This is a genomic window from Marmoricola sp. Leaf446 (assembly GCF_001424755.1).
GTDB lineage: Bacteria > Actinomycetota > Actinomycetes > Propionibacteriales > Nocardioidaceae > Marmoricola.
Genome location: NZ_LMRF01000001.1, coordinates 567436 through 586106, shown reverse-complemented (window position 1 = coordinate 586106; position 18671 = coordinate 567436). Strand labels below are relative to the sequence as shown.

At 74.4% G+C, this 18671-nt stretch carries 24 protein-coding genes; 11 read left to right on the top strand and 13 right to left on the bottom strand.

The window, feature by feature from the left end; genetic code table 11:
• Positions 1-38: 38 nt before the first annotated feature.
• Positions 39-473 carry a hypothetical protein gene (locus ASG49_RS02755; protein WP_056536772.1) on the bottom strand — a complete coding sequence of 145 codons (435 nt, stop codon included), beginning with the start codon at positions 471-473 and terminating at the stop codon, positions 39-41.
• A gap of 199 nt (positions 474-672) precedes the next feature.
• On the opposite strand from ASG49_RS02755, the gene ASG49_RS02750 reads away from it, so the two are divergent.
• Entirely contained in the window at positions 673-924 is a 252-nt protein-coding gene (locus ASG49_RS02750) for a WhiB family transcriptional regulator (protein ID WP_056536770.1), read from the top strand.
• A 19-nt stretch (positions 925-943) separates the two neighbouring features.
• Here ASG49_RS02750 and ASG49_RS02745 read toward each other — a convergent pair whose 3' ends face one another.
• Positions 944-2437 carry a sensor histidine kinase gene (locus ASG49_RS02745; protein WP_056536767.1) on the bottom strand — a complete coding sequence of 498 codons (1494 nt, stop codon included), beginning with the start codon at positions 2435-2437 and terminating at the stop codon, positions 944-946.
• A 36-nt stretch (positions 2438-2473) separates the two neighbouring features.
• Between ASG49_RS02745 and ASG49_RS02740 the strand changes: the two genes are divergently transcribed.
• Both ASG49_RS02740 and ASG49_RS02735 read left to right on the top strand, forming a co-directional pair.
• Positions 2474-4192, top strand: coding sequence for an acetolactate synthase (locus ASG49_RS02740; protein WP_082533728.1), 1719 nt, complete (start codon positions 2474-2476; stop codon positions 4190-4192).
• Between the two features lie 2 nt (positions 4193-4194).
• On the top strand, positions 4195-4689 hold the full coding sequence (locus ASG49_RS02735) for a GNAT family N-acetyltransferase (protein ID WP_056536764.1): 495 nt from the start codon (positions 4195-4197) through the stop codon (positions 4687-4689).
• Here the strand turns inward: ASG49_RS02735 and ASG49_RS02730 are convergent.
• The 7 genes from ASG49_RS02730 to ASG49_RS02705 form a co-directional block, all read right to left on the bottom strand.
• Positions 4670-5059 (bottom strand): thioesterase family protein, encoded by a 390-nt coding sequence (locus ASG49_RS02730; protein ID WP_056536761.1) that lies wholly within the window; start codon positions 5057-5059, stop codon positions 4670-4672. The two genes, ASG49_RS02735 and ASG49_RS02730, sit on opposite strands and share 20 nt — an antisense overlap.
• Positions 5056-5577, bottom strand: a complete 522-nt coding sequence (locus ASG49_RS02725) for a DUF6882 domain-containing protein (protein WP_056536758.1) — start codon at positions 5575-5577, stop codon at positions 5056-5058. Before ASG49_RS02725 ends, ASG49_RS02730 begins: the two co-directional genes overlap by 4 nt.
• 94 nt (positions 5578-5671) lie before the next feature.
• A complete protein-coding gene (locus ASG49_RS19545) occupies positions 5672-5746 on the bottom strand; it encodes a 50S ribosomal protein bL37 (protein WP_369759046.1) in 75 nt (24 codons plus the stop codon).
• Between the two features lie 94 nt (positions 5747-5840).
• Positions 5841-6158, bottom strand: coding sequence for a mycothiol system anti-sigma-R factor (rsrA, locus tag ASG49_RS02720; RefSeq protein ID WP_082533727.1), 318 nt, complete (start codon positions 6156-6158; stop codon positions 5841-5843).
• Positions 6155-6832 (bottom strand): sigma-70 family RNA polymerase sigma factor, encoded by a 678-nt coding sequence (locus tag ASG49_RS02715; RefSeq protein WP_056539644.1) that lies wholly within the window; start codon positions 6830-6832, stop codon positions 6155-6157. The genes rsrA and ASG49_RS02715 overlap by 4 nt, the downstream gene beginning before the upstream one ends.
• A gap of 142 nt (positions 6833-6974) precedes the next feature.
• Positions 6975-7619: an alpha/beta family hydrolase gene (locus tag ASG49_RS02710; RefSeq protein WP_056536755.1), complete on the bottom strand. Its 645-nt coding sequence runs from the start codon at positions 7617-7619 to the stop codon at positions 6975-6977.
• Positions 7619-8416: an SOS response-associated peptidase gene (locus ASG49_RS02705; protein WP_056536752.1), complete on the bottom strand. Its 798-nt coding sequence runs from the start codon at positions 8414-8416 to the stop codon at positions 7619-7621. The genes ASG49_RS02710 and ASG49_RS02705 overlap by 1 nt, the downstream gene beginning before the upstream one ends.
• A gap of 266 nt (positions 8417-8682) precedes the next feature.
• Between ASG49_RS02705 and ASG49_RS02700 the strand changes: the two genes are divergently transcribed.
• From ASG49_RS02700 to rsgA, 4 genes are read left to right on the top strand one after another with little or no spacing between them, the layout of a single operon-like run.
• Positions 8683-10341, top strand: coding sequence for a sigma-70 family RNA polymerase sigma factor (locus ASG49_RS02700; protein WP_056536749.1), 1659 nt, complete (start codon positions 8683-8685; stop codon positions 10339-10341).
• Positions 10342-10401: 60 nt separating this feature from the next.
• Positions 10402-10935: a DoxX family membrane protein gene (locus tag ASG49_RS02695; protein ID WP_056536746.1), complete on the top strand. Its 534-nt coding sequence runs from the start codon at positions 10402-10404 to the stop codon at positions 10933-10935.
• Positions 10936-10944: 9 nt separating this feature from the next.
• Entirely contained in the window at positions 10945-12240 is a 1296-nt protein-coding gene (gene aroA / locus ASG49_RS02690) for a 3-phosphoshikimate 1-carboxyvinyltransferase (protein WP_056536743.1), read from the top strand.
• Between the two features lie 4 nt (positions 12241-12244).
• A complete protein-coding gene (gene rsgA, locus ASG49_RS02685; protein WP_056536740.1) occupies positions 12245-13237 on the top strand; it encodes a ribosome small subunit-dependent GTPase A in 993 nt (330 codons plus the stop codon).
• On the opposite strand, the gene ASG49_RS02680 is transcribed toward rsgA, so the two are convergent.
• Positions 13238-13702: a DUF2231 domain-containing protein gene (locus ASG49_RS02680; protein WP_056536738.1), complete on the bottom strand. Its 465-nt coding sequence runs from the start codon at positions 13700-13702 to the stop codon at positions 13238-13240.
• Positions 13703-13799: 97 nt separating this feature from the next.
• Between ASG49_RS02680 and hisN the strand changes: the two genes are divergently transcribed.
• Both hisN and ASG49_RS02670 read left to right on the top strand, forming a co-directional pair.
• On the top strand, positions 13800-14660 hold the full coding sequence (gene hisN / locus ASG49_RS02675) for a histidinol-phosphatase (RefSeq protein ID WP_056536735.1): 861 nt from the start codon (positions 13800-13802) through the stop codon (positions 14658-14660).
• A 95-nt stretch (positions 14661-14755) separates the two neighbouring features.
• Complete coding sequence (locus ASG49_RS02670; RefSeq protein ID WP_056536732.1) at positions 14756-15187, top strand: CBS domain-containing protein; 432 nt, start codon at positions 14756-14758, stop codon at positions 15185-15187.
• A gap of 19 nt (positions 15188-15206) precedes the next feature.
• Here the strand turns inward: ASG49_RS02670 and ASG49_RS02665 are convergent, their stop codons facing one another.
• Positions 15207-15839 (bottom strand): DUF4396 domain-containing protein, encoded by a 633-nt coding sequence (locus ASG49_RS02665; protein ID WP_082533726.1) that lies wholly within the window; start codon positions 15837-15839, stop codon positions 15207-15209.
• Positions 15840-15916: 77 nt separating this feature from the next.
• Here ASG49_RS02665 and ASG49_RS02660 point away from each other — a divergent pair, with 77 nt between their 5' ends.
• Positions 15917-16291: an FKBP-type peptidyl-prolyl cis-trans isomerase gene (locus ASG49_RS02660; protein ID WP_056536726.1), complete on the top strand. Its 375-nt coding sequence runs from the start codon at positions 15917-15919 to the stop codon at positions 16289-16291.
• Between the two features lie 96 nt (positions 16292-16387).
• On the opposite strand, the gene ASG49_RS02655 is transcribed toward ASG49_RS02660, so the two are convergent.
• Positions 16388-16609 (bottom strand): RNA-binding S4 domain-containing protein, encoded by a 222-nt coding sequence (locus ASG49_RS02655; protein ID WP_255355106.1) that lies wholly within the window; start codon positions 16607-16609, stop codon positions 16388-16390.
• Between the two features lie 86 nt (positions 16610-16695).
• Positions 16696-18012: a DUF445 domain-containing protein gene (locus ASG49_RS02650; protein WP_082533725.1), complete on the bottom strand. Its 1317-nt coding sequence runs from the start codon at positions 18010-18012 to the stop codon at positions 16696-16698.
• 162 nt (positions 18013-18174) lie between these two features.
• Between ASG49_RS02650 and ASG49_RS02645 the strand changes: the two genes are divergently transcribed.
• Positions 18175-18657 (top strand): glutathione peroxidase, encoded by a 483-nt coding sequence (locus tag ASG49_RS02645; protein ID WP_056536723.1) that lies wholly within the window; start codon positions 18175-18177, stop codon positions 18655-18657.
• Positions 18658-18671 lie beyond the last annotated feature (14 nt).

The window sequence follows — 18671 nt, the reverse complement described above, 5'->3', positions numbered from 1 at the left end:
GTCGGCCCCCTCGCTGCCCCTCGGTCCCCCGCTCGGGCTCACTGGCCGCGGGCGGACTCCAGGGCGTCGATGGAGCGGGGGTGGAGCAGGCCGGCGAGGACGACGGCGGCGGAGACCACGAGCAGGACGGCGACGGGCCAGTAGCCGCGGAAGCTCCACGCCAGGCCGAGCCAGACCAGCTGGGCGAGCAGCACGGGGCCGCGCGCCCAGGGGCGGATGGCGTTCAGGCCCCAGGCGCACAGGGCGAGCGTGCCGCCGAAGAGGATGAAGAACAGCGTGGTCGTGATGCCGAGGACCAGGCGCTCCCGGTCGACGCTGACCAGCTCGGCGACGCCGAACAGGATCACGAGCAGCGCCTGCACGAACGTGAGGCCCGCTGCCGCGGCCAGGGGGGCCGGCGTGCCGTGGACGGAGTACGGCGAACGCGTGGTCGGATCGGGCTCGTCGGCGTCGCGACCGGGGGCTGGGCTCACCCGGCGAGCCTATTCCGTCCCCGCTTGTGACCCACCTGACCGTCGGGCGGGGTTGTGCTCGGGCAACGAAGTTGCAACGATCGAGCTCGTGCGTTTTTTCACGACCTGATCGGCGCGCTCCCCCGACCTCCCCATCTACTGTTGGCCGGGACACAAGCGTGGACTTCGTTCCACACGTACCCGGAGGACTTCCTCACCCATGGATTGGCGTCACCGTTCCGCATGCCTCGACGAGGACCCGGAACTGTTCTTCCCCATCGGCAACACGGGTCCCGCGATCATGCAGATCGAGGAGGCCAAGCAGGTGTGCCGACGCTGCGACGTGCGTGAGCAGTGCCTCGCGTGGGCGCTCGAGGCGGGGCAGGACCACGGCGTGTGGGGTGGTCTCAGCGAGGACGAGCGTCGCGCGCTGAAGCGTCGCAACGCCCGCAGCCGGGTCCGCACCGCCTGAGCAGACCCACCTCCCGGGCTCACCGCCCCGCGGGCGGCACCACCGACGGCACGCGCACGACGACCCGGGTGCCCGGCCCGTCGCTGCGGCGACCCAGCTCGATGGTGCCGCCGACCTCCGCGACCAGCGTGCTGACGATCGAGAGCCCCAGGCTGGCCGAGGACTCCAGCGCGAAGCCGTCGGGCAGCCCGATCCCGTCGTCCTCGACCACCATCTCCAGCGCGTCCCCGTCCCGGGAACAGCGCACCTCGACGGTGCCGCGCTGACCGCTGCCGTCGCGGGAGGCGAAGGCGTGCTCGACGGCGTTCTGCAGCAGCTCGGTGAACACCATCGCGAGCGGGGTGGCGGCGTCGGAGCCGATCGAGCCGAAGGACCCCACCCGGCGCGCCGTCACCGCGCCGCCCGAGGTGCCGACGTCGGTGACCAGCCGGGTGAGCCGGTCGGTCACGTCGTCGAAGTCGACGGACTCGTCGAAGGCCTGGCTCAGGGTCTCGTGGACCACGGCGATCGCGCCGACGCGGCGTACGGCCTCCTCCAGGGCCACCCGGCCCTCCGGCACCCGGATCCGCCGTGCCTGGAGACGCAGCAGCGCGGCGACGGTCTGCAGGTTGTTCTTCACCCGGTGGTGGATCTCGCGGATCGTCGCGTCCTTGGTGACCAGCTCGCGGTCGCGGCGGCGCAGCTCGGTGACGTCGCGCAGCAGCACCAGCGCGCCGGTGCGCACCCCGCCCGGCAGCAGCGGCAGCGCCCGCACGATGACGGTCGCCTGGCCGTTGCCGATCTCGGTGTCGCGGGGGCTCAGGCCCCCGAGGACGGCGCTGATCGTCTCCTCGTCGGGCCGCATCGCCGGGGGCACGAGCTCGCGGGTGACGCCGGCCAGCGGCAGGCCCGCCAGGTCGCCGGTCAGCCCGAGCCGGCGGTAGACCGAGAGCGCGTTGGGGCTGGCATAGGTGACCGCACCCTCGGCGTCGACCCGGACGAAGCCGTCGCCCACGCGGGGGGTGTCGGCGTGGTCGGAGCGGTCGCCGGGGAAGGGGAAGCTGCCCTGGGCGATCATCTGCGACAGCTCGCTGGCGGTCTGCAGGTAGGACAGCTCCAGCCGGCTCGGCGTACGCACGCCCTGGAGGTTGGTGTGGCGACCCACCACGGCGATCAGCCGGCCCTCGCGGCGCACCGGGATGGCCTCGACCCGCACCGGCACGTCGTCGCGCCACTCGGGGTCGCCCTCCCGGGCGATCCGGCCGTCGCGCAGCGCCTCGTCGACCAGCGGGCGCCGGCCGACGGGCAGGAAGCTGCCCACCAGGTCGTCGACGTACGCCGTGGGGCCGGTCGTGGGCCGCATCTGGGCCCCCGCCCAGTAGCCGCTGCCGTCGGCCGCAGGCAGCCACAGCACGAGGTCGGCGAAGGAGAGGTCGGCGATGATCTGCCAGTCCGCGACGAGCAGCGAGAGCCAGGCGACGTCGTCGGCGCCGAGGGCCGTCCGGTCACGCGCGAGGGCCTGGAGCGAGGGCACCTGACCAGGGTAGGGACAGCCGCTACTGTCGCCCGCATGACCCAGGCCCCGGACCAGACCCCCGCCGTCAGCGACACCGACACCACCGGGGGCAGCGCCGGGTCGGGGCCCGTCGAGGCCCACTCCGGGCAGCACGCGGTCGCGGTGGCCCGCGCCCACGGCGTGCAGACGATGTTCACGCTCTCCGGCGCCCACGTCTTCCCGATGTACGACGGCGCGGTGACCGCCGACCCGCCGATGCGGATCGTCGACGTGCGCCACGAGCAGACGGCCGCCTTCGCCGCGGAGGCGACCGGCAAGCTCACCCGCACCCCCGGCCTGGCCGTGCTGACCGCCGGACCGGGTGTCACCAACGGGGTCAGCGCGATCGCCCAGGCGCAGTTCAGCGGCTCGCCGCTGGTCGTCGTCGGGGGCCGCGCCCCCGCCAACCGCTGGGGCAGCGGCTCGCTCCAGGAGCTCGACCAGCCGCCGATCCTGGCGCCCGTGTCCAAGCTGGCCCGCACCATCCACGAGGCCGGCGAGGTCGCCGCGGGGATGGACGAGGCGTTCACCGTCGCCGGGTCCTCCCACCGTGGCCCGGTCTTCGTCGACGTGCCGATGGACGCCTTCTTCGACACCACCTCCACGCAGCGCCCCACCGTGGGCGCGCGGCACCGCCAGGAGCCCGACGGCGACGCGGTCCGGCGGGTGGCGACGCTGCTGGGCGAGGCCCGGCGGCCGGTGCTGGTGCTCGGCACGGACGTGTGGGCCGACGGCGCCGAGGACGCCGCGCTCCGCCTCGTGACCGAGGCCGGACTCCCCACGATCACCAACGGCATGGGCCGCGGCCTGGTGCCCGGTGGCCACCCGCTGCTCGTGACCAAGGCCCGCAGCGCGGCCTTCAACGGCGCCGACCTCGTCGTCGTGGTCGGCACGCCGCTCGACTTCCGGCTCGGCTACGGCGTGTTCGGCGGGAAGGAGGGCGCCACCCCGGCCCGCGTCGTCCACCTCGCCGACTCCCCCGGCCAGCTCAGCGCCCACGCCGAGCTCGCCGCCTCCGCCGCGGGCGACCTGACCCTCGTGCTCGACGGCGTCCGCGACGGCGTCGCCGCGCTCTCGCGCCGGCCCGACTGGTCGGGCTGGGTCACCGAGCTCCAGGACACCGTCAAGGCGGCCGCCGAGCGCGACGCCGCCCTGCTCTCGGCCGAGGCCGACCCGATCCACCCCGCCCGCATCTACGGCGAGCTGGTCCCCCGCCTGGCCGACGACGCGGTGGTGGTCGGCGACGGCGGCGACTTCGTCTCCTTCGCCGGGAAGTACGTCGAGCCGCAGCGACCCGGCGGCTGGCTGGACCCCGGCCCCTACGGCTGCCTCGGCGCCGGGCTGGGCTCGGCGATGGCCGCCCGGCTGGTGCGGCCCTCGGCCCAGGTCGTGCTGCTCTACGGCGACGGCGCGGCGGGCATGTCGCTGATGGACGTCGACACGCTGGTCCGCCACGACCTGCCCGTGGTGATGGTCTGCGGCAACAACTCCGCCTGGGGCCTGGAGAAGGGCCCGATGCAGATGCTCTACGGCTACGACGTGGCGGCCGACCTGGCCCCGCAGACCCGCTACGACGACGTGGTGAAGGCGCTGGGCGGTGCCGGCGAGACCGTGACCGACCCCCGCCAGATCGGCCCGGCGCTCGACCGCGCGTTCGCGGCCGACGTGCCCTACCTGGTCAACGTGATCACCGACGTGCAGGCGGCCTACCCGCGCGCCACCTTCGGCATCTAGCCGTGCAGGTCCGGCTCGCCGTCGCGCGCGACCTGCCGGCGGTGGCCGAGGCCACGGCCGCGGCGTACGCCGACCACGTGCTCGGGCCCGACGACCCCTACCTCGACCGGCTCCGCGACGCCGCCGGCCGGGCCCGCGAGGCCGACCTGTGGGTGGCGGCCGAGGGCGAGCGCGTGCTCGGCTCGGTCACCGACTGCCCGCCCGGGTCGCCGTGGCGCGAGGTCGCGGACGAGGACGAGGGCGAGTTCCGGATGCTGGCCGTCGACCCCGCGGCCGGCGGACGCGGCGTGGGCCGCGCGCTGGTGGAGCACGTGCTGGACGGCTGGCGCGCCCGCGGCGCCCGCGGCGTGGCGCTCTCGACGCTCCCGGAGATGGCCGTGGCGCACCGCCTCTACGAGCGGTTCGGCTTCGTGCGGGCTCCCGCGCGGGACTGGTCGCCCGTGCCCGGGGTGGGGCTGCTGGTCTACGAGCTCGACCTCAGCCGAGCCGCTCCATGAACCGCTCGGCACCGACGACGACCCGGGTGACCTCGCCGGAGCCGACCAGCCGGCCCTGCTGACGCGCGGCGACGGAGAACCGGACCAGCCGGCCGTCGACGTGGACGACGGTGGCGCTCACCTCGACGACCGCCCCGACCACCGAGGGCGCCTGGTGCTCCAGGGCGACCCGGGTGCCGACGCTGGTCTCGCCGGCGTCCAGGGCGGGCTCCAGGGCCGCGCAGGTGGCCGCCTCGGCCCACGCCAGCAGCACGGGCGTGCCGAGGACGGGGAGGCTGCCGGAGCCGACGGCCACGGCTGTGTCGTCCTCCCCCACGGTGCGCTCGAGCGTGCCGGCGAGGTCGCGGGCAGCGGCGGGGTCGAGCCTCACGGCAGCTGCACCTCGAACTGCTCGGCCTCGGCCTCGGCCCCCGCGGCCGGCTCGATGGTCACGCGGCCGAAGACGACGTAAGTCGTGAGGTGCTCGCGGGTGGGGTGGAACAGACCGGTGCAGCCGCCGACCCGGAAGGCCAGGGCGACGAGGTCGCGCAGCTGGTCGAGGTCGAGCCGCAGCGGCGAGGTGGTGAGGGCGAAGACCTCGTGGGCCACGCCGTAGTCGCGGACCCGCCAGGCGGTCTCGCTGACCTCGTCGAGCAGGGTCGGGTTGTCCCAGGCCCACACGAAGGTGCCGGCCGCGGCGTTGTACGAGCCCAGCACCTGGGCGGGGGCCCAGGCGGTGCGGCCGTCGGCGAGGTCCCACTCGACGCGGGCCGCCTGCTGGTCCAGCCGCCAGGCGGTGGCCTCGCTCATGCCCCACCGGCGGTCGTGGACCGCGATGCTCTCGCCGATCATGTCGTGGCCCTGGAGGAGGACGGTCCCGAGGTCGAGAGCTGGGTCGAGGCCGGTCATGCCCCCATCCTCCCAGAGGACGCACAAGAGCCCCGGACCGACGGGTCCGGGGCTCGTTGCGAACGACGACGGCGTCATCGCGAGAGCGGGTCGCTCAGGCGTTGGGACGCTTGCCGTGGTTGGCGCCCTTCTTCTTGCGAGCGCGGCGCTTGCGGCCGGTCTTGCCCATGAGGTCCTCCTGTGGTGGGTCGGCCCCCGCGGTGCGGAGCGGGAGCGGCGTACATCCTCGCAGGCGGGGCCGTCCGAGGCGAATCAGGCGTCCGTCAGGACGACGGGTCGCGCCGGACGATCTCGACCTGCACCTCGCGGATCGAGACCATCACGCGCTGGCGCAGCGTCTCGGGCGCCCGCTCGCTGCACGACCGCGCGACCAGCGTCTTGACGGTGCGCTCGAGGTCGTAGCGCGCCAGGCAGGGGCCGCACTCCTCGAGGTGGTGCTCGATCTGCGCGCAGTCGGCCTGGTCGAGCTCGTTGTCGAGGAAGAAGAAGACGCGGCCCAGTACCTCCGAGCAGTCGGCGGCGTCCACGCCCTCCAGCGAGGAGGTCGTCGCCGCCTGGGGGCGGCGGTCGTCGCGGCTCATCGGGCCGCCTCCGGGGTGCTGGCGCCGACCTTGGCGTCCACGGTCTCCGCGCGCAGCAGGTCGTTCTCGCGGACGTACTCGGTGAGCATCTGGCGCAGCTGGCGACGGCCCCGGTGCAGCCGCGACATCACGGTGCCGATCGGCGTCTCCATGATCTCGGCGATCTCCTTGTAGGGGAACCCCTCGACGTCGGCGAGGTAGACCGCGAGCCGGAAGTCCTCGGGGAGGTTCTGCAGCGCCGTCTTCACGTCGGAGTCGGGGAGGTGCTCCAGCGCCTCCATCTCCGCGGACTTCAGGCCCGAGGAGGAGTGCGACTCGGCGCGCGCGAGCTGCCAGTCCTCGACGTCCTCGGCCATCGACTGCTGCGGCTGCCGCTGCTTCTTGCGGTAGGTGTTGATGAAGGTGTTGGTCAGGATCCGGTAGAGCCAGGCCTTGAGGTTGGTGCCGGGACGGAACTGGTGGAAGTTGCCGTAGGCCTTGGCGAAGGTCTCCTGGACCAGGTCCTCGGCGTCGGCGGGGTTGCGCGTCATCCGCATCGCCGCGGAGTAGAGCTGGTCGAGGAAGGGCAGCGCGTCGCGCTCGAAACGGAGCTGGCGCGCGGCCTCGGTCTCCGTCGCGACGTCGACCTCGGCCGCGGCGTCGGTCTCGGGGGTGTCGATCTCGGGGGTGCTCATCGCGTTCCAGCCTACCGGGGCGGCGCGGAAGACGGTGGGCTCGACGGAACGCTCCAGGTCGGGCCTCTCCAGGGTGCACAGCACGCGGACGACTCCCCTCTCGGACGGGTGTGGGACGACGGTCGAGGGGTACAACGGCAGGTCAGCGCGAACGATTCCCCACCACGTCGCGCACGATCCACTCGAAGGTCCGCTCGAGCACCAGGTCGAGCGCCTCGGCCTGGCTCACCGGCGCCGACTTCCGCACCTTCAGGCCGTGGTCGCCGTCCGGCACGACCACGAGGTCGACGTCGTCGGGGAACTCCGCCGGCGCGCCGAACGGATCGCGCTCGCCCTGGACCACCAGCGAGCGCACCCGGGCGCCGAGCAGCTCGGGCAGCCGCGACCTCTCGGGCTTCCCGGGCGGGTGCAGCGGGAAGCTGAGCGCGAGCACGGCGCTGGCCCCGACCCGACGGGCGAGCCGGCACGCCGACCGGGCGCCCGCGCTGCGGCCGCCCAGCACCAGCGGCACGCGGGCGCGCAAGTTGTCCAGGACGGCGGTGTAGCACTCGTCGATGACCGGAGGCGGCGGGGCGAGCTTCTTGCCGGCCACGCGCCACGGCATCTCCACCAGCGTCACCGAGACGTCGCGCTGCGGGAGGGTCCGGGCCAGGCGGACCAGGTCGGGGGCGTCGATCCCGCCGCCGGCGCCGTGGGTGAGGACCAGACCGGCGACGGGTCGCTTGGCGCGGCGTACGACGAGACGGGCGTCGCCGCGCGGGGTGGCCACCAGCCGCTCGACCGGCATCAGGCCTGTCCCTCGGTCGGCGCCGGGGCGTCGTCGGGCAGGTCGGACAGGGGCAGCGGCTCGACCAGCTCGGGACCGTTGTTGCGCACGTTGGAGACCAGCGTCGGGACCGGGAAGGCCTCGAGCCGGCCGGGCGCGGCCGGGGTGAGCAGGTCGAGCAGGGCGTCGTGGTCGTGCGCGGTCGGGTCGAGCCAGGCGTCGTAGCGGTCGGGGGTGAGCATCAGCGGCATCCGGTCGTGGATGCGGCCGAGGGAGTCCTCGGCCGCGGTCGTGATGACCGTGCAGGTCCACCGGAAGCGGTCGGGGTCGTCCTCGGCGCGCTCGGGGTCGCGCCAGATCTCGTAGAGCCCCGCCATCGCCAGCACCCCGCCGTCGGTGGGCCGGATGAAGTAGGGCTGCTTGCGGGGCTTGCCGGCCTTGGTCAGCGCGGAGGTGGGGTACCACTCGTAGTAGCCGTCGGCGGGGAGCAGCGCCCGACGTCGCTCGAAGGCGCGGCGGTAGGCCGGCTTCTCCGCGACGGTCTCCATCCGGGCGTTGATCATCCGGCTGCCGATCGACGGGTCCTTGGCCCAGAACGGCACCAGGCCCCACGTCATCGCACGCAGCTGCCGCTCGGGGGCGGTGTCGTCGCCGTCGGGGCGGCCCTCGCCGGAGGGCGGCCGCTCGACCACGGCGTACACCTCCTTGGTGGGGGCGACGTTCCAGTCGGGCTCCAGGCGCGGCAGGTCGGGCTGCCGGACCTCGAACTCCTCGACGAGGTCCTCGGGCTGACGGCTCGAGGCGTAGCGACCGCACATGCGCGCCAACCTAGTCCCCCGCCGGGCCCTGGCGGGGACCGGCGACCACCTGGGCACCAGTGGTCGCCGGCCTTCCTCCCACCGGCCTGGCGGCGTCCGCGCGGGCATCCCTCCCAGGACCCTTGTCCGCACGTACGCCGCGGCCGGTGCGGCGCCGAACCCAGGCCGGCGCCACCCCGGCGCTCTCGCCGGTCCAGGGAGGGGACGGCCCGGAGGACCGACCATGACGCGGGGTTCGGGGAGAAGATCCGGGGCACAATGGGCCCATGGCCGCGGGCGAGCTCACCACCGAGGCGTCCCCCGACCCGGCAGACGGGTCCTCGGACGCCGAGCTGATCGCCCGCGTGCGCGGTGGTGACACCGACGCCTTCGGCACCCTGTTCGCCCGCCACGTCGGGGCGGCGGAGCGGCTGGCCCGGGCGCTGGTGCGGGGACCGGACGCCGACGACCTGGTCTCGGAGGCGTTCACCAAGACCCTCGTCGTGCTCCAGGGCGGCGGCGGGCCCGACGAGGCGTTCCGCGCCTACCTGCTCACCGCCGTGCGGCGGCTGCACGTCGACCGGATCCGGCGTACCCGCCGCGTCACCACCACCGACGACCTCGACGAGCTCGACGACGGGGTCCCCTTCGTCGACCCGGCCGTCGCGGCGTTCGAGGGCGGGGCCGCGGCCCGGGCCTTCGCCTCGCTGCCCGAGCGCTGGCAGCTGGTGCTGTGGCACCTCGAGGTCGAGAACGACAAGCCCGCCGACATCGCGCCCCTGCTCGACCTGAGCCCCAACTCGGTCTCCGCGCTGGCCTACCGCGCCCGCGAGGGCCTGCGCCAGGCGTTCCTGACGATGCACCACACCGGCGACCCCGACGAGCTGCCCGCCGACTGCGTCGCGGCGCGCGAGCGGCTCGGCGGCTTCGTCCGCGGCGCGCTGGCCCGCCGTGACGTCCGCAAGGTGGAGGACCACCTCGACGTCTGCCTGCCGTGCACCGGGGTCTACCTCGAGCTGCGCGAGGTCAACTCCTCGCTCTCGGGCCTGCTGGGCCCCGTCGTCCTCGGCGGTGCCGCCGCGGCGTACCTCTCGGGGCTGGGCGTGGGCACCGCAGGCGCGGCCGCGGCGGGTGCCGGCCTGCTGCCGGGCGGCCACCTCGTCGCCCAGCTGGTCGGGCGCGTGCGCGACGCGGTCGTCGCCCACGCGGCGCCGGCCGGCGTGACCGTCGCGGCGGGGGCCACGGCGCTGGCCGTCGCGACCGGCACGGCCTACGTCGTCGAGCAGCGCGACCGCCCTCCGGAGGCCGCCACGTCGCAGGAGGTCGCCTCGCCGCGCCCGGCCCCGACGTCGACCTCGACCGAGCCCACGACCGCCCGCCCCGACCCGTCGCGGCAGCCGGACCCGTCGGCGACGCCGGCGGTGGCCACCACCGCGCCCGCCACGTCGGGTCCCTCGGACCCCACCGGGGCGCCCGGGACCGACGGGCCGGCGGGCGGGAGCGACGCCGGCTCGGGCGGCTCCGAGCGCGCCGGGGCCGACGGCCGTGCGCCGGCCTCGCCGGGGGGCCAGCGGTCGGCCGCGTCGCGCCCCCGGCCGACCCAGGGGGTGGACGCGGGCGGCGTACGCCGGTCCGACACGGCCGTCACCGCCACCCTGGCCGCCACGACCGCGGGCCGGGCCCGGGTCTCGGTCACCGTCAGCGGGGTGCCCGCAGGACGGTCGGTGACGCTCTCGGTCCGCACCAGCGCGGGCACGCTGCGCCCGCTCGGAGCAGGGTGCACCGGCGGCGGCGCCGCCGTGAGCTGCACCGCCACGCCCTCGCAGACCGGGTTCGACCTCGAGCTCACCGCCGACCTGGGCACCGTCGTCGACGTCGTCCTCGGCGAGCCCGACGGCTGGCGGGACCCGGTGACGACGAACAACGCGGTGCAGCTGCGGCTGTAGCCGCGCAGCCGTGCCGCCGCCCGGTGGGTTGAGCACGGGCTCACGGGGTAACCCCTACCCATGACTCTCATCCGCCTGCTCGCCCGTCCCATGCTCGCCTCGACGTTCGCGGTCGGTGCCGTGGCCGGGCTGCGCAACGCCCCCGCCCTGGCCGAGAAGTCCAAGCCGGTCATCGACAAGCTCGTGCCGGCCGTGGAGCAGGCGGCCCCGCAGGTCTCGCTGCCCAAGGACCCGGTGACCCTGGTCCGCCTCAACGCCGCCGCCCAGCTGATCGCGGCCGTCTCGCTGGCCCGTGGCCGCGCCCCCCGGCTGTCCTCGGCCGTGCTCGCCGCCTCGCTGGCGCCCACCACGGTCGCCGGTCACGCCTTCTGGGAGGAGTCGGACCCCGAGGCCAAGCAGGAGCAGATGTTCCACTTCTTCAAGAACCTCTCGATCCTCGGCGGGCTCGTGCTCGCGGCGGTCGACACCGCCGGCCAGCCCGGCGTCGTCTACCGCGCCCAGTCGGCCGGCCAGTCCGCGCGTCGCGAGGCCAAGCACCTCGCCCGCGAGACCCGGCTGCAGGCCAAGCTCGCCGCGAAGTCCGTCGCCTCGTAGTCTCGGCGCGTGAGCGCCCCCGAGCCGTCCCCCGCGTCCCAGGCGTCGCTGTGGCCCGCCCCGACGGCGCGGCAGCCGGTCTCCGCGACCGTCGCGCTGCCGGGGTCGAAGTCGCTGACCAACCGGGCGCTCGTGCTCGCGGCGCTCTCCGACGGCCCGTCCGTCGTACGCCGTGCCCTGCGCTCGCGCGACACCGAGCTGATGGCGGCCGCCCTCACCACCCTGGGGGCGGCCGTCGACACGTCCGGTGCCGACTGGACCGTCACCCCCGGCCGCCTCGGCGCCGGGGCGGTCGACTGCGGGCTGGCCGGCACTGTGATGCGGTTCGTGCCGCCGGTCGCGGCCCTGGCCGAGGGCACCGTCTCCTTCGACGGTGACCCCCACGCCCGCACCCGCCCGATGTCGGCGGTGCTGGACGCCCTGCGCGGCCTCGGCGTCGAGGTCGACGACGGCGACCGCGGCACGCTGCCCTTCGAGGTCCGCGGTCGCGGCACGGTGGCCGGCGGTCGTGTCGTCATCGACGCGTCGGCGTCGAGCCAGTTCGTCTCCGCGCTGCTGCTCGCCGGGGCGGCGTACGACGGGGGCGTGGAGGTCGTCCACGACGGACCACCCGTGCCCTCGCTCCCCCACATCGACATGACCGTGGCCTGCCTGCGCGAGCACGGCGTCGAGGTCGACGACAGCCGCCCGGACCACTGGCTCGTCGTCCCGCAGCCGGTCCGCGCGGCCGACGTCACCATCGAGCCCGACCTCTCCAACGCCGCGCCCTTCGTGATGCTGGCGCTGACCAGCGGCGGCCGGGTGAGCGTGCCCGGCTGGCCGTCGGGCACCACCCAGGCCGGCGACGCCCTGCGCGACCTGCTGGCCCGGATGGGCGGCGAGGTCGCGCTGGACGACGAGGGGCTCACCGTGACCGGCACCGGCGAGGTCCGCGGCATCGACGCCGACCTGCACGACGTCGGCGAGCTCACCCCCGCCGTCGCCGCGCTCTGCGCCGTGGCCGACTCGCCCTCGCGACTGCGCGGCGTGGCCCACATCCGCGGCCACGAGACCGACCGGCTCACCGCCCTCGCCGTCGAGCTGCGTGGCCTCGGCGCCTCGGTCACCGAGCACGACGACGGCCTGTCGATCGCGCCGGCTCCGATGCACGGCGGTGAGTTCAAGACCTACGCCGACCACCGGATGGCCCACGCGGCCGTCGTGGTGGGCTCGCGGGTCGAGGGTGTCCTGGTCGAGAACGTCGAGACGACGTCCAAGACGTTCCCGGGCTTCGCCGACGCCTGGTCGGGGCTGTTCCCCGGGTGACCCGGTGAGCACGGGGCGCTACGGCGCCGAGGACCCCGAGTCCTACGAACGGCCCCGCCGACGGACCCGGCCCCGCACCAAGGACCGGCCGACCTACGACGACGCCGTCCCCGCCGTCGTCGTCACCGTCGACCGGGGCCGCTACACCTGTCGCCTCGTCGGGGGCGACCAGTCGGTGGTCATGGCCATGAAGTCACGCCCCCTGGGGCGCAAGGGCGTCGTGGTGGGCGACCGCGTCCGGCTGGTCGGCGACGTCTCCGGCGACGACGGCTCGCTGGCGCGCATCGTGCTCGTCGACGAGCGGCTCACCGTGCTGCGCCGCACGGCCGACGACGACGACCCCGTCGAGCGCGTCATCGTCGCCAACGCCGACCAGCTCGTGGTGGTCACCGCGCTGGCCGACCCCGAGCCGCGCCAGGGCCTGGTCGACCGGGCCCTCGTGGCGGCGTACGCCGCGGGCATGTCGCCGCTGCTCGTGCTCACCAAGGCCGACCTGGCCGACCCCGAGCCGGTGCTCGAGGCCTACCGCCCGCTCGGGGTGCCGTACGTCGTGACCCAGCGCGGCGCCGACCTCGCCGAGCTGCGCGAGCGGCTGGCCGGGCGGACCAGCGTGCTGCTCGGGCACAGCGGCGTCGGCAAGTCGACCCTGGTCAACGCGCTGGTGCCCGACGCCTCCCGCGAGGTCGGCGTGGTGAACGCGGTGACCGGACGAGGCCGCCACACCAGCACCAGCGCGCTGCTGCTCGCACTGCCCGGTGACGGCTGGATCGTCGACACCCCGGGCATCCGCTCCTTCGGCCTCAACCACGTCGACCCGGACCAGCTGATCGAGGCCTTCGACGACCTCCACGAGCTGACCCGGTCGTGCCCGCGCGGCTGCACCCACGGCGACGGCGAGCCCGAGTGCGGCCTCGACGAGGCCACCGGGCAGCAGGTCGACCGGGTGCGGTCGTTCCGGCGGCTGCTCGCCTCGCGCGAGTCCGGCGCGGCGTACTAGCTAGCCGCCCCAGACCGACTGCGCGCCGAGGTCGCCGGTGATCACGACGATCACCACGGCCGCGACCGCGAGCAGCGGCAGCAGCACCATCAGCGGCTTCTCCAGCACCGCGACGCGGGCCGGCCGGTCGCGACCCGTGGCGCGGTGCACGACCGGCATCACCAGGAACGCCACGACCACCAGCACCGCCAGGACGTACATCAGGACCTGCAGCCGCTCGCCCCACTCGGCGTGCTCGTGGATCAGCGCGTTGTCGGGGCCGCGGGTCTCCTCGAGGTTCTCCCCGGTGAGGGTGGCCAGCTGGACCGCGACGGTGGCCACGACGGTCAGGACGAGCGCCGGCCAGCGCGCGGCCGCGCGCCATCGCGGCACGACGAAGGCGATCACCGACAGCGCCGCCAGCGGCACGAGGACGACCGCGGCGTGGATCACGAGGGGGTGGGCGGGGATGCCGTTGATCTCCATGAACCGGAAACTATCGGCAGGGCCTGTGAGGGGCCTGTGAGTCTGCCGACGACGTCCTGGCCGCTGGGAGGGTCCGCTGCCGCATACCCTGTGCCTCATGCCGTCCGACTTCACCGACGACCTCCGGCTCGCCCACGTGATGGCGGACGACGCCGACTCCACGTCGGAGAGCCGGTTCAAGGCGCTCGACCTGCACGTGATGACCAAGCCCGACCTCACGCCCGTCACCGACGCGGACCGGACCGTCGAGGAGGGCATCCGCCGCACCCTGTCACGGGCCCGACCCCGTGACGCCGTGCTGGGCGAGGAGCAGGGCTCGAGCGGCCACAGCCAGCGGCGCTGGGTGGTCGACCCGATCGACGGCACCAAGAACTTCGTCCGCGGCGTGCCCGTCTGGGCGACCCTGATCTCGCTCATGGTCGACGACGAGGTCGTCGTCGGCGTGGTCTCGGCCCCGATGCTCAACCGTCGCTGGTGGGCGATGAAGGGCGGCGGCGCGTGGACCGGCCGGTCGCTGCTGCGGGCGACCGCGTGCCAGGTCAGCGACGTCTCCCGCATCGAGGACGCGTCGCTGGCCTACTCCTCGCTCTCGGGCTGGGACGAGCGCGGCCGGCTCGACGACTTCCTGGCGCTGTCGCGGCGGGTGTGGCGGACCCGGGCGTACGGCGACTTCTGGTCCTACATGCTGCTCGCCGAGGGGGCCGTCGACATCGCCACCGAGCCCGAGCTCGAGGTCTACGACATGGCCGCGCTCGACGTCATCGTGCGCGAGGCGGGCGGGGTCTTCACCTCGCTCGACGGCGACCCCGGCCCCACGGGCGGCTCCGCGATGGCCAGCAACGGCAAGCTGCACGACCAGGCCCTGGCCTTCCTCGGCTCGCTCGCCGACCACGAGGACCCCCACCCGGGCGGCACCGTGCACGACCTCAGCGCCCGCCGGGGCGAGCCGGTCGACTGACCCTCGCCACGGTGGCTTTTGCCCCTGTCGCTGCCCGGCCGTCGACACTAGGGTCGTCGCACCCACCGCGGGCAGGCAGCGTCGAGGAGGTCACCGTGAGGATCCAGGACGTCATCAAGGGCAAGAGCAGCGGCGATGTGGTCACGATCGCTCCCGACGCGGGCGTGCGCGAGCTGGTGGCGCTGCTGGCCGAGCACAACATCGGCGCCGTCGTGGTCAGCGCCGACGGCACCTCCGTGGACGGCATCGTCAGCGAGCGCGACGTCGTACGCCGCCTGCGCGACCGCGAGGACGTCCTCGAGGCGCAGGTCGGCGAGATCATGACCGCGCGGGTCCACACCTGCGAGCCCGAGCACGACCTCGACGAGCTGATGTCGCTGATGACCGAGCGGCGCATCCGGCACGTGCCGGTGGTCACCGAGGACCGCCTGGTCGGCGTGGTCAGCATCGGCGACGTGGTCAAGAGCCGGATCACCCAGCTGACCTTCGAGCGCGACCAGCTCGACTCCTACGTCCACCAGACCTGAGACCCGGGCGGCCGCGCTCTCACACCGCGACCGCGGCCGAGCCACGGCGGTGCAGCCACGCCACCGCCGGGTAGGCCGTGACCAGCCCGAGCAGGATCCCGAGCTGCATCAGGAACCAGAACGTGCCGGCCGTGGCGGGCGGCATGAAGGCGTTGTAGTGCAGCAGCACCATCCAGCCACCCATGCCGACGTCGAACGCGAGCACCGTGGCGACGGCCGCCGTGGCGGCCACGGCCGGGGTCGACCCGCCCCGGGTCACGACACGTTCGTAGGCGAAGAGCAGCGCGATCGCGAGCACGCCGATGGTCAGGATCATGACCCACAGGTCGATCCCGGCGATGGTGACGCCCGAGGCGACCACGAGCGGCACACCGACCAGGTGGGCCAGCGCCGAGGCCCCGCCGCCGGGCAGCCCTCCGAGCCCGCGGGGCCGGTCGGCGTCGTCGCGGCCCCCGTAGCGGTGGTGCAGCACCACCGCGGCCGGACCGAGGTAGAGCGCGGCCGTGACCCAGACCAGTGCGGTGGCCGGGTGCCCCCTCCTCCCCCGACGCAGCAGGACGACGGCGAGGTATCCGGCACTGAGCAGCGAGGCGGCGAGGTAGGTCCAGGCGACCGGGGTCAGCCAGTCGGGGACGCGCGAGGTCATGTCCATGTCGGGCCATTCGTAGCAAGCAGATGGTCGGACGGGTGCGCGGCCGGCGGCCGGACGCCTCGTGGCAGGCTTGCCCCATGACTGCTCAGAAGCCCGAGATCGACCCGCCCGACGGCCCCGCCCCCTCCGAGCTCGAGATCACCGAGATCACCGAGGGCGACGGCGCCGAGGCCACCTCCGGCAGCACCGTGTCGGTGCACTACGTGGGCGTGGCCCACTCCACCGGCGAGGAGTTCGACGCGTCGTACAACCGCGGCGCCCCGCTCGACTTCCGCCTCGGCGTCGGCCAGGTCATCACCGGCTGGGACACCGGCGTGCAGGGCATGAAGGTGGGCGGCCGTCGCCGTCTCACCATCCCGCCCCACCTGGCCTACGGAGACCGTGGCGCTGGCGGCGTGATCAAGCCCGGCGAGACGCTGATCTTCGTCGTGGACCTCGTCGACGTCCGCTGATCCCACCCGTCACCACGAGGTGGCGGAACTGCCCGCCGCTGACCGGTTCGTCCCGGTCCGGCGGGCAGTTTCACCGGCTGGCCGGTGAAACTGCCCTCACCACGGGACGTCGACCTCGTCACCACCCGAGGCGACGCGGGAGCGTGCGGTCCCGAGGGCCACGACGTCGCCGACCACCAGCTGGCGGCCGCGGCGGAGCTCGGGCTCGTCGTTGACGCTCACGCGGCCCTCGGCGATGACGACCTTGGCGTCGGCGCCGTTCTCGACGAGGTTGGCGAGCTTGAGGAACTGGCCCAGGCGGATCATCTCGTCCTTGATCGGCACGTCCTCCGGGGGCGGCGGGCCGGCCGACCGGTCGGCGGCGGGGTCGGCGCAGGGGTCGGAGCGACGGCGGCGGAACGGGTTCACAGCACCAGTGTGACCGCGTGGATGACCACGCCCACCAGGCCACCCACGATGGTGCCGTTGATCCTGATGAACTGCAGGTCGCGGCCCACGTGCAGCTCGATCTTGCGGGCGGCCTCCTCGCCGTCCCAGCGAGCGATGGTCGCGGTGATGACCGAGGTCAGCTCCTGGCCGTAGCGACCCACCGCGAAGACGACCAGGTCGGCCAGCCAGGTCTCCAGGCGCTGCCGCAGCGCCTCGTCGGTGCCGATCCGCTCGCCGAAGGACACCAGCTCGCGGGCCGCGCGGTCGCGCAGCGGGCCGTCCTCCTCGGCGAGCGCGGCGAGCAGCGCCGTACGGAACGCGCTCCACAGCGACATGCCCGTGGTGACCATCTGCGGCGTCTCGAGCAGCCGGCGCTTGAGGCTCTCGGTGCGCTCCTGGGTCTCCGGGTCGTTCAGCAGGTCGTCGGCCAGCTGGGCCAGGAAGGAGTCGAGCGCCTGCCGGGCGGAGTGGTCGGGGTCGCGACGGATGTCGGCGATCCAGCGGATCGCCTCGAGGTGCAGCCGGTTGACGATCGCCTCGTTGACCCGCTCCGGCGCCCACCACGGCGCCCGCTCGCCGACGACCTGGGTGAACCGCTCCTGGTGGTGCACCAGCCACTCGTGGGCCTCGGTCAGCGCGAGGTCGACCAGCCCGTGGTGGGCGCCGTCGCGCACCACCTCCTGGAGCAGCCGCCCGGCGACCGGCGAGACCGGCTCGGCCACGAACCGCGGGATGACGACGTCGCGGACCACCGACTCCACGTCGGAGTCCTTGAGCCGCTCCAGGCCCAGGCCCGCGACCGTGGCGCCCTCGGCGACGACGCGACGGGCGTGGGCGGGGTCGGCCACCCAGTCACCGAGGCGGCGGGCGATGTCGGCCGCGGCGAGGCGCTCGCGCACGACCTGCTCCTGCAGGAAGTTCTCCGCGAAGAACTCCTCCAGGCTCCTGCCGAACTCGTCCTTGCGGGTCGGCACCAGCGCGGTGTGCGGGATCGGCAGCCGCAGGGGGTGCCGGAACAGCGCGGTCACCGCGAACCAGTCGGCGATCGCGCCCACCATGCTCGCCTCGGCGCCGGCGTTGACGAACCCCCAGAAGCCGTCGCGGTCCAGCGTCGCGACGTACACCACGGCCGCCAGGATCAGCAGGCCCAGCGCGACCGCCTGCATCCGCCGGAGCCGGCGCAGCCGCTCGGCGTCGGCGGCGGTGTCGGGACCGCCGAAGACGCCGGGCAGGGGGGCGGACGGCGACGGGGAGGTGGTGGCGTCGTCGGGCGCCTGGAGCGGGGTGGCCATGGGTCGGAAACTACCGGTCGGCCCGTGCTGCGCCGCGTCGCGCCTCGTCGTGCCAGGCTGACGGGGCTGCGGCGTACGCCGGGCCCGTCCGCCGGGCCCATCCGCGCGCCCGGCGGCTCCGAACCACCGCGCGCCGCCATCCCCGACGAGAGGACACCACCCGTGACCACCCTGAGCGACTTCACCGCCACCTCCATCGACGGGCAGGAGGTGCCGCTGAGCGCCTACGACGGCAAGGTGGCCCTGGTCGTGAACACCGCCTCGCAGTGCGGCTTCACCCCGCAGCTCGAGGGCCTCGAGCAGCTGCACCAGCAGTACGCCGACCGCGGCCTGGCCGTGCTCGGCTTCCCCTGCAACCAGTTCGGCAACCAGGACCCGGGCAGCGACGCGGAGATCGGCGCGTTCTGCCAGAAGAACTACGGCGTCAGCTTCGACATGTTCTCCAAGGTCGACGTCAACGGCGACGACGCGCACCCGGTCTACAAGTGGCTGCGCGAGGAGAAGCGCGGGCTCCTCGGCGAGAAGATCAAGTGGAACTTCACCAAGTTCCTCGTCGGCAAGGACGGCCAGGTCATCAAGCGCTACGGCTCGACCACCAAGCCCGAGAAGCTCGCCGGCGACATCGAGAAGGCCCTCTCGGCCTGACCGGTGGGCGACCC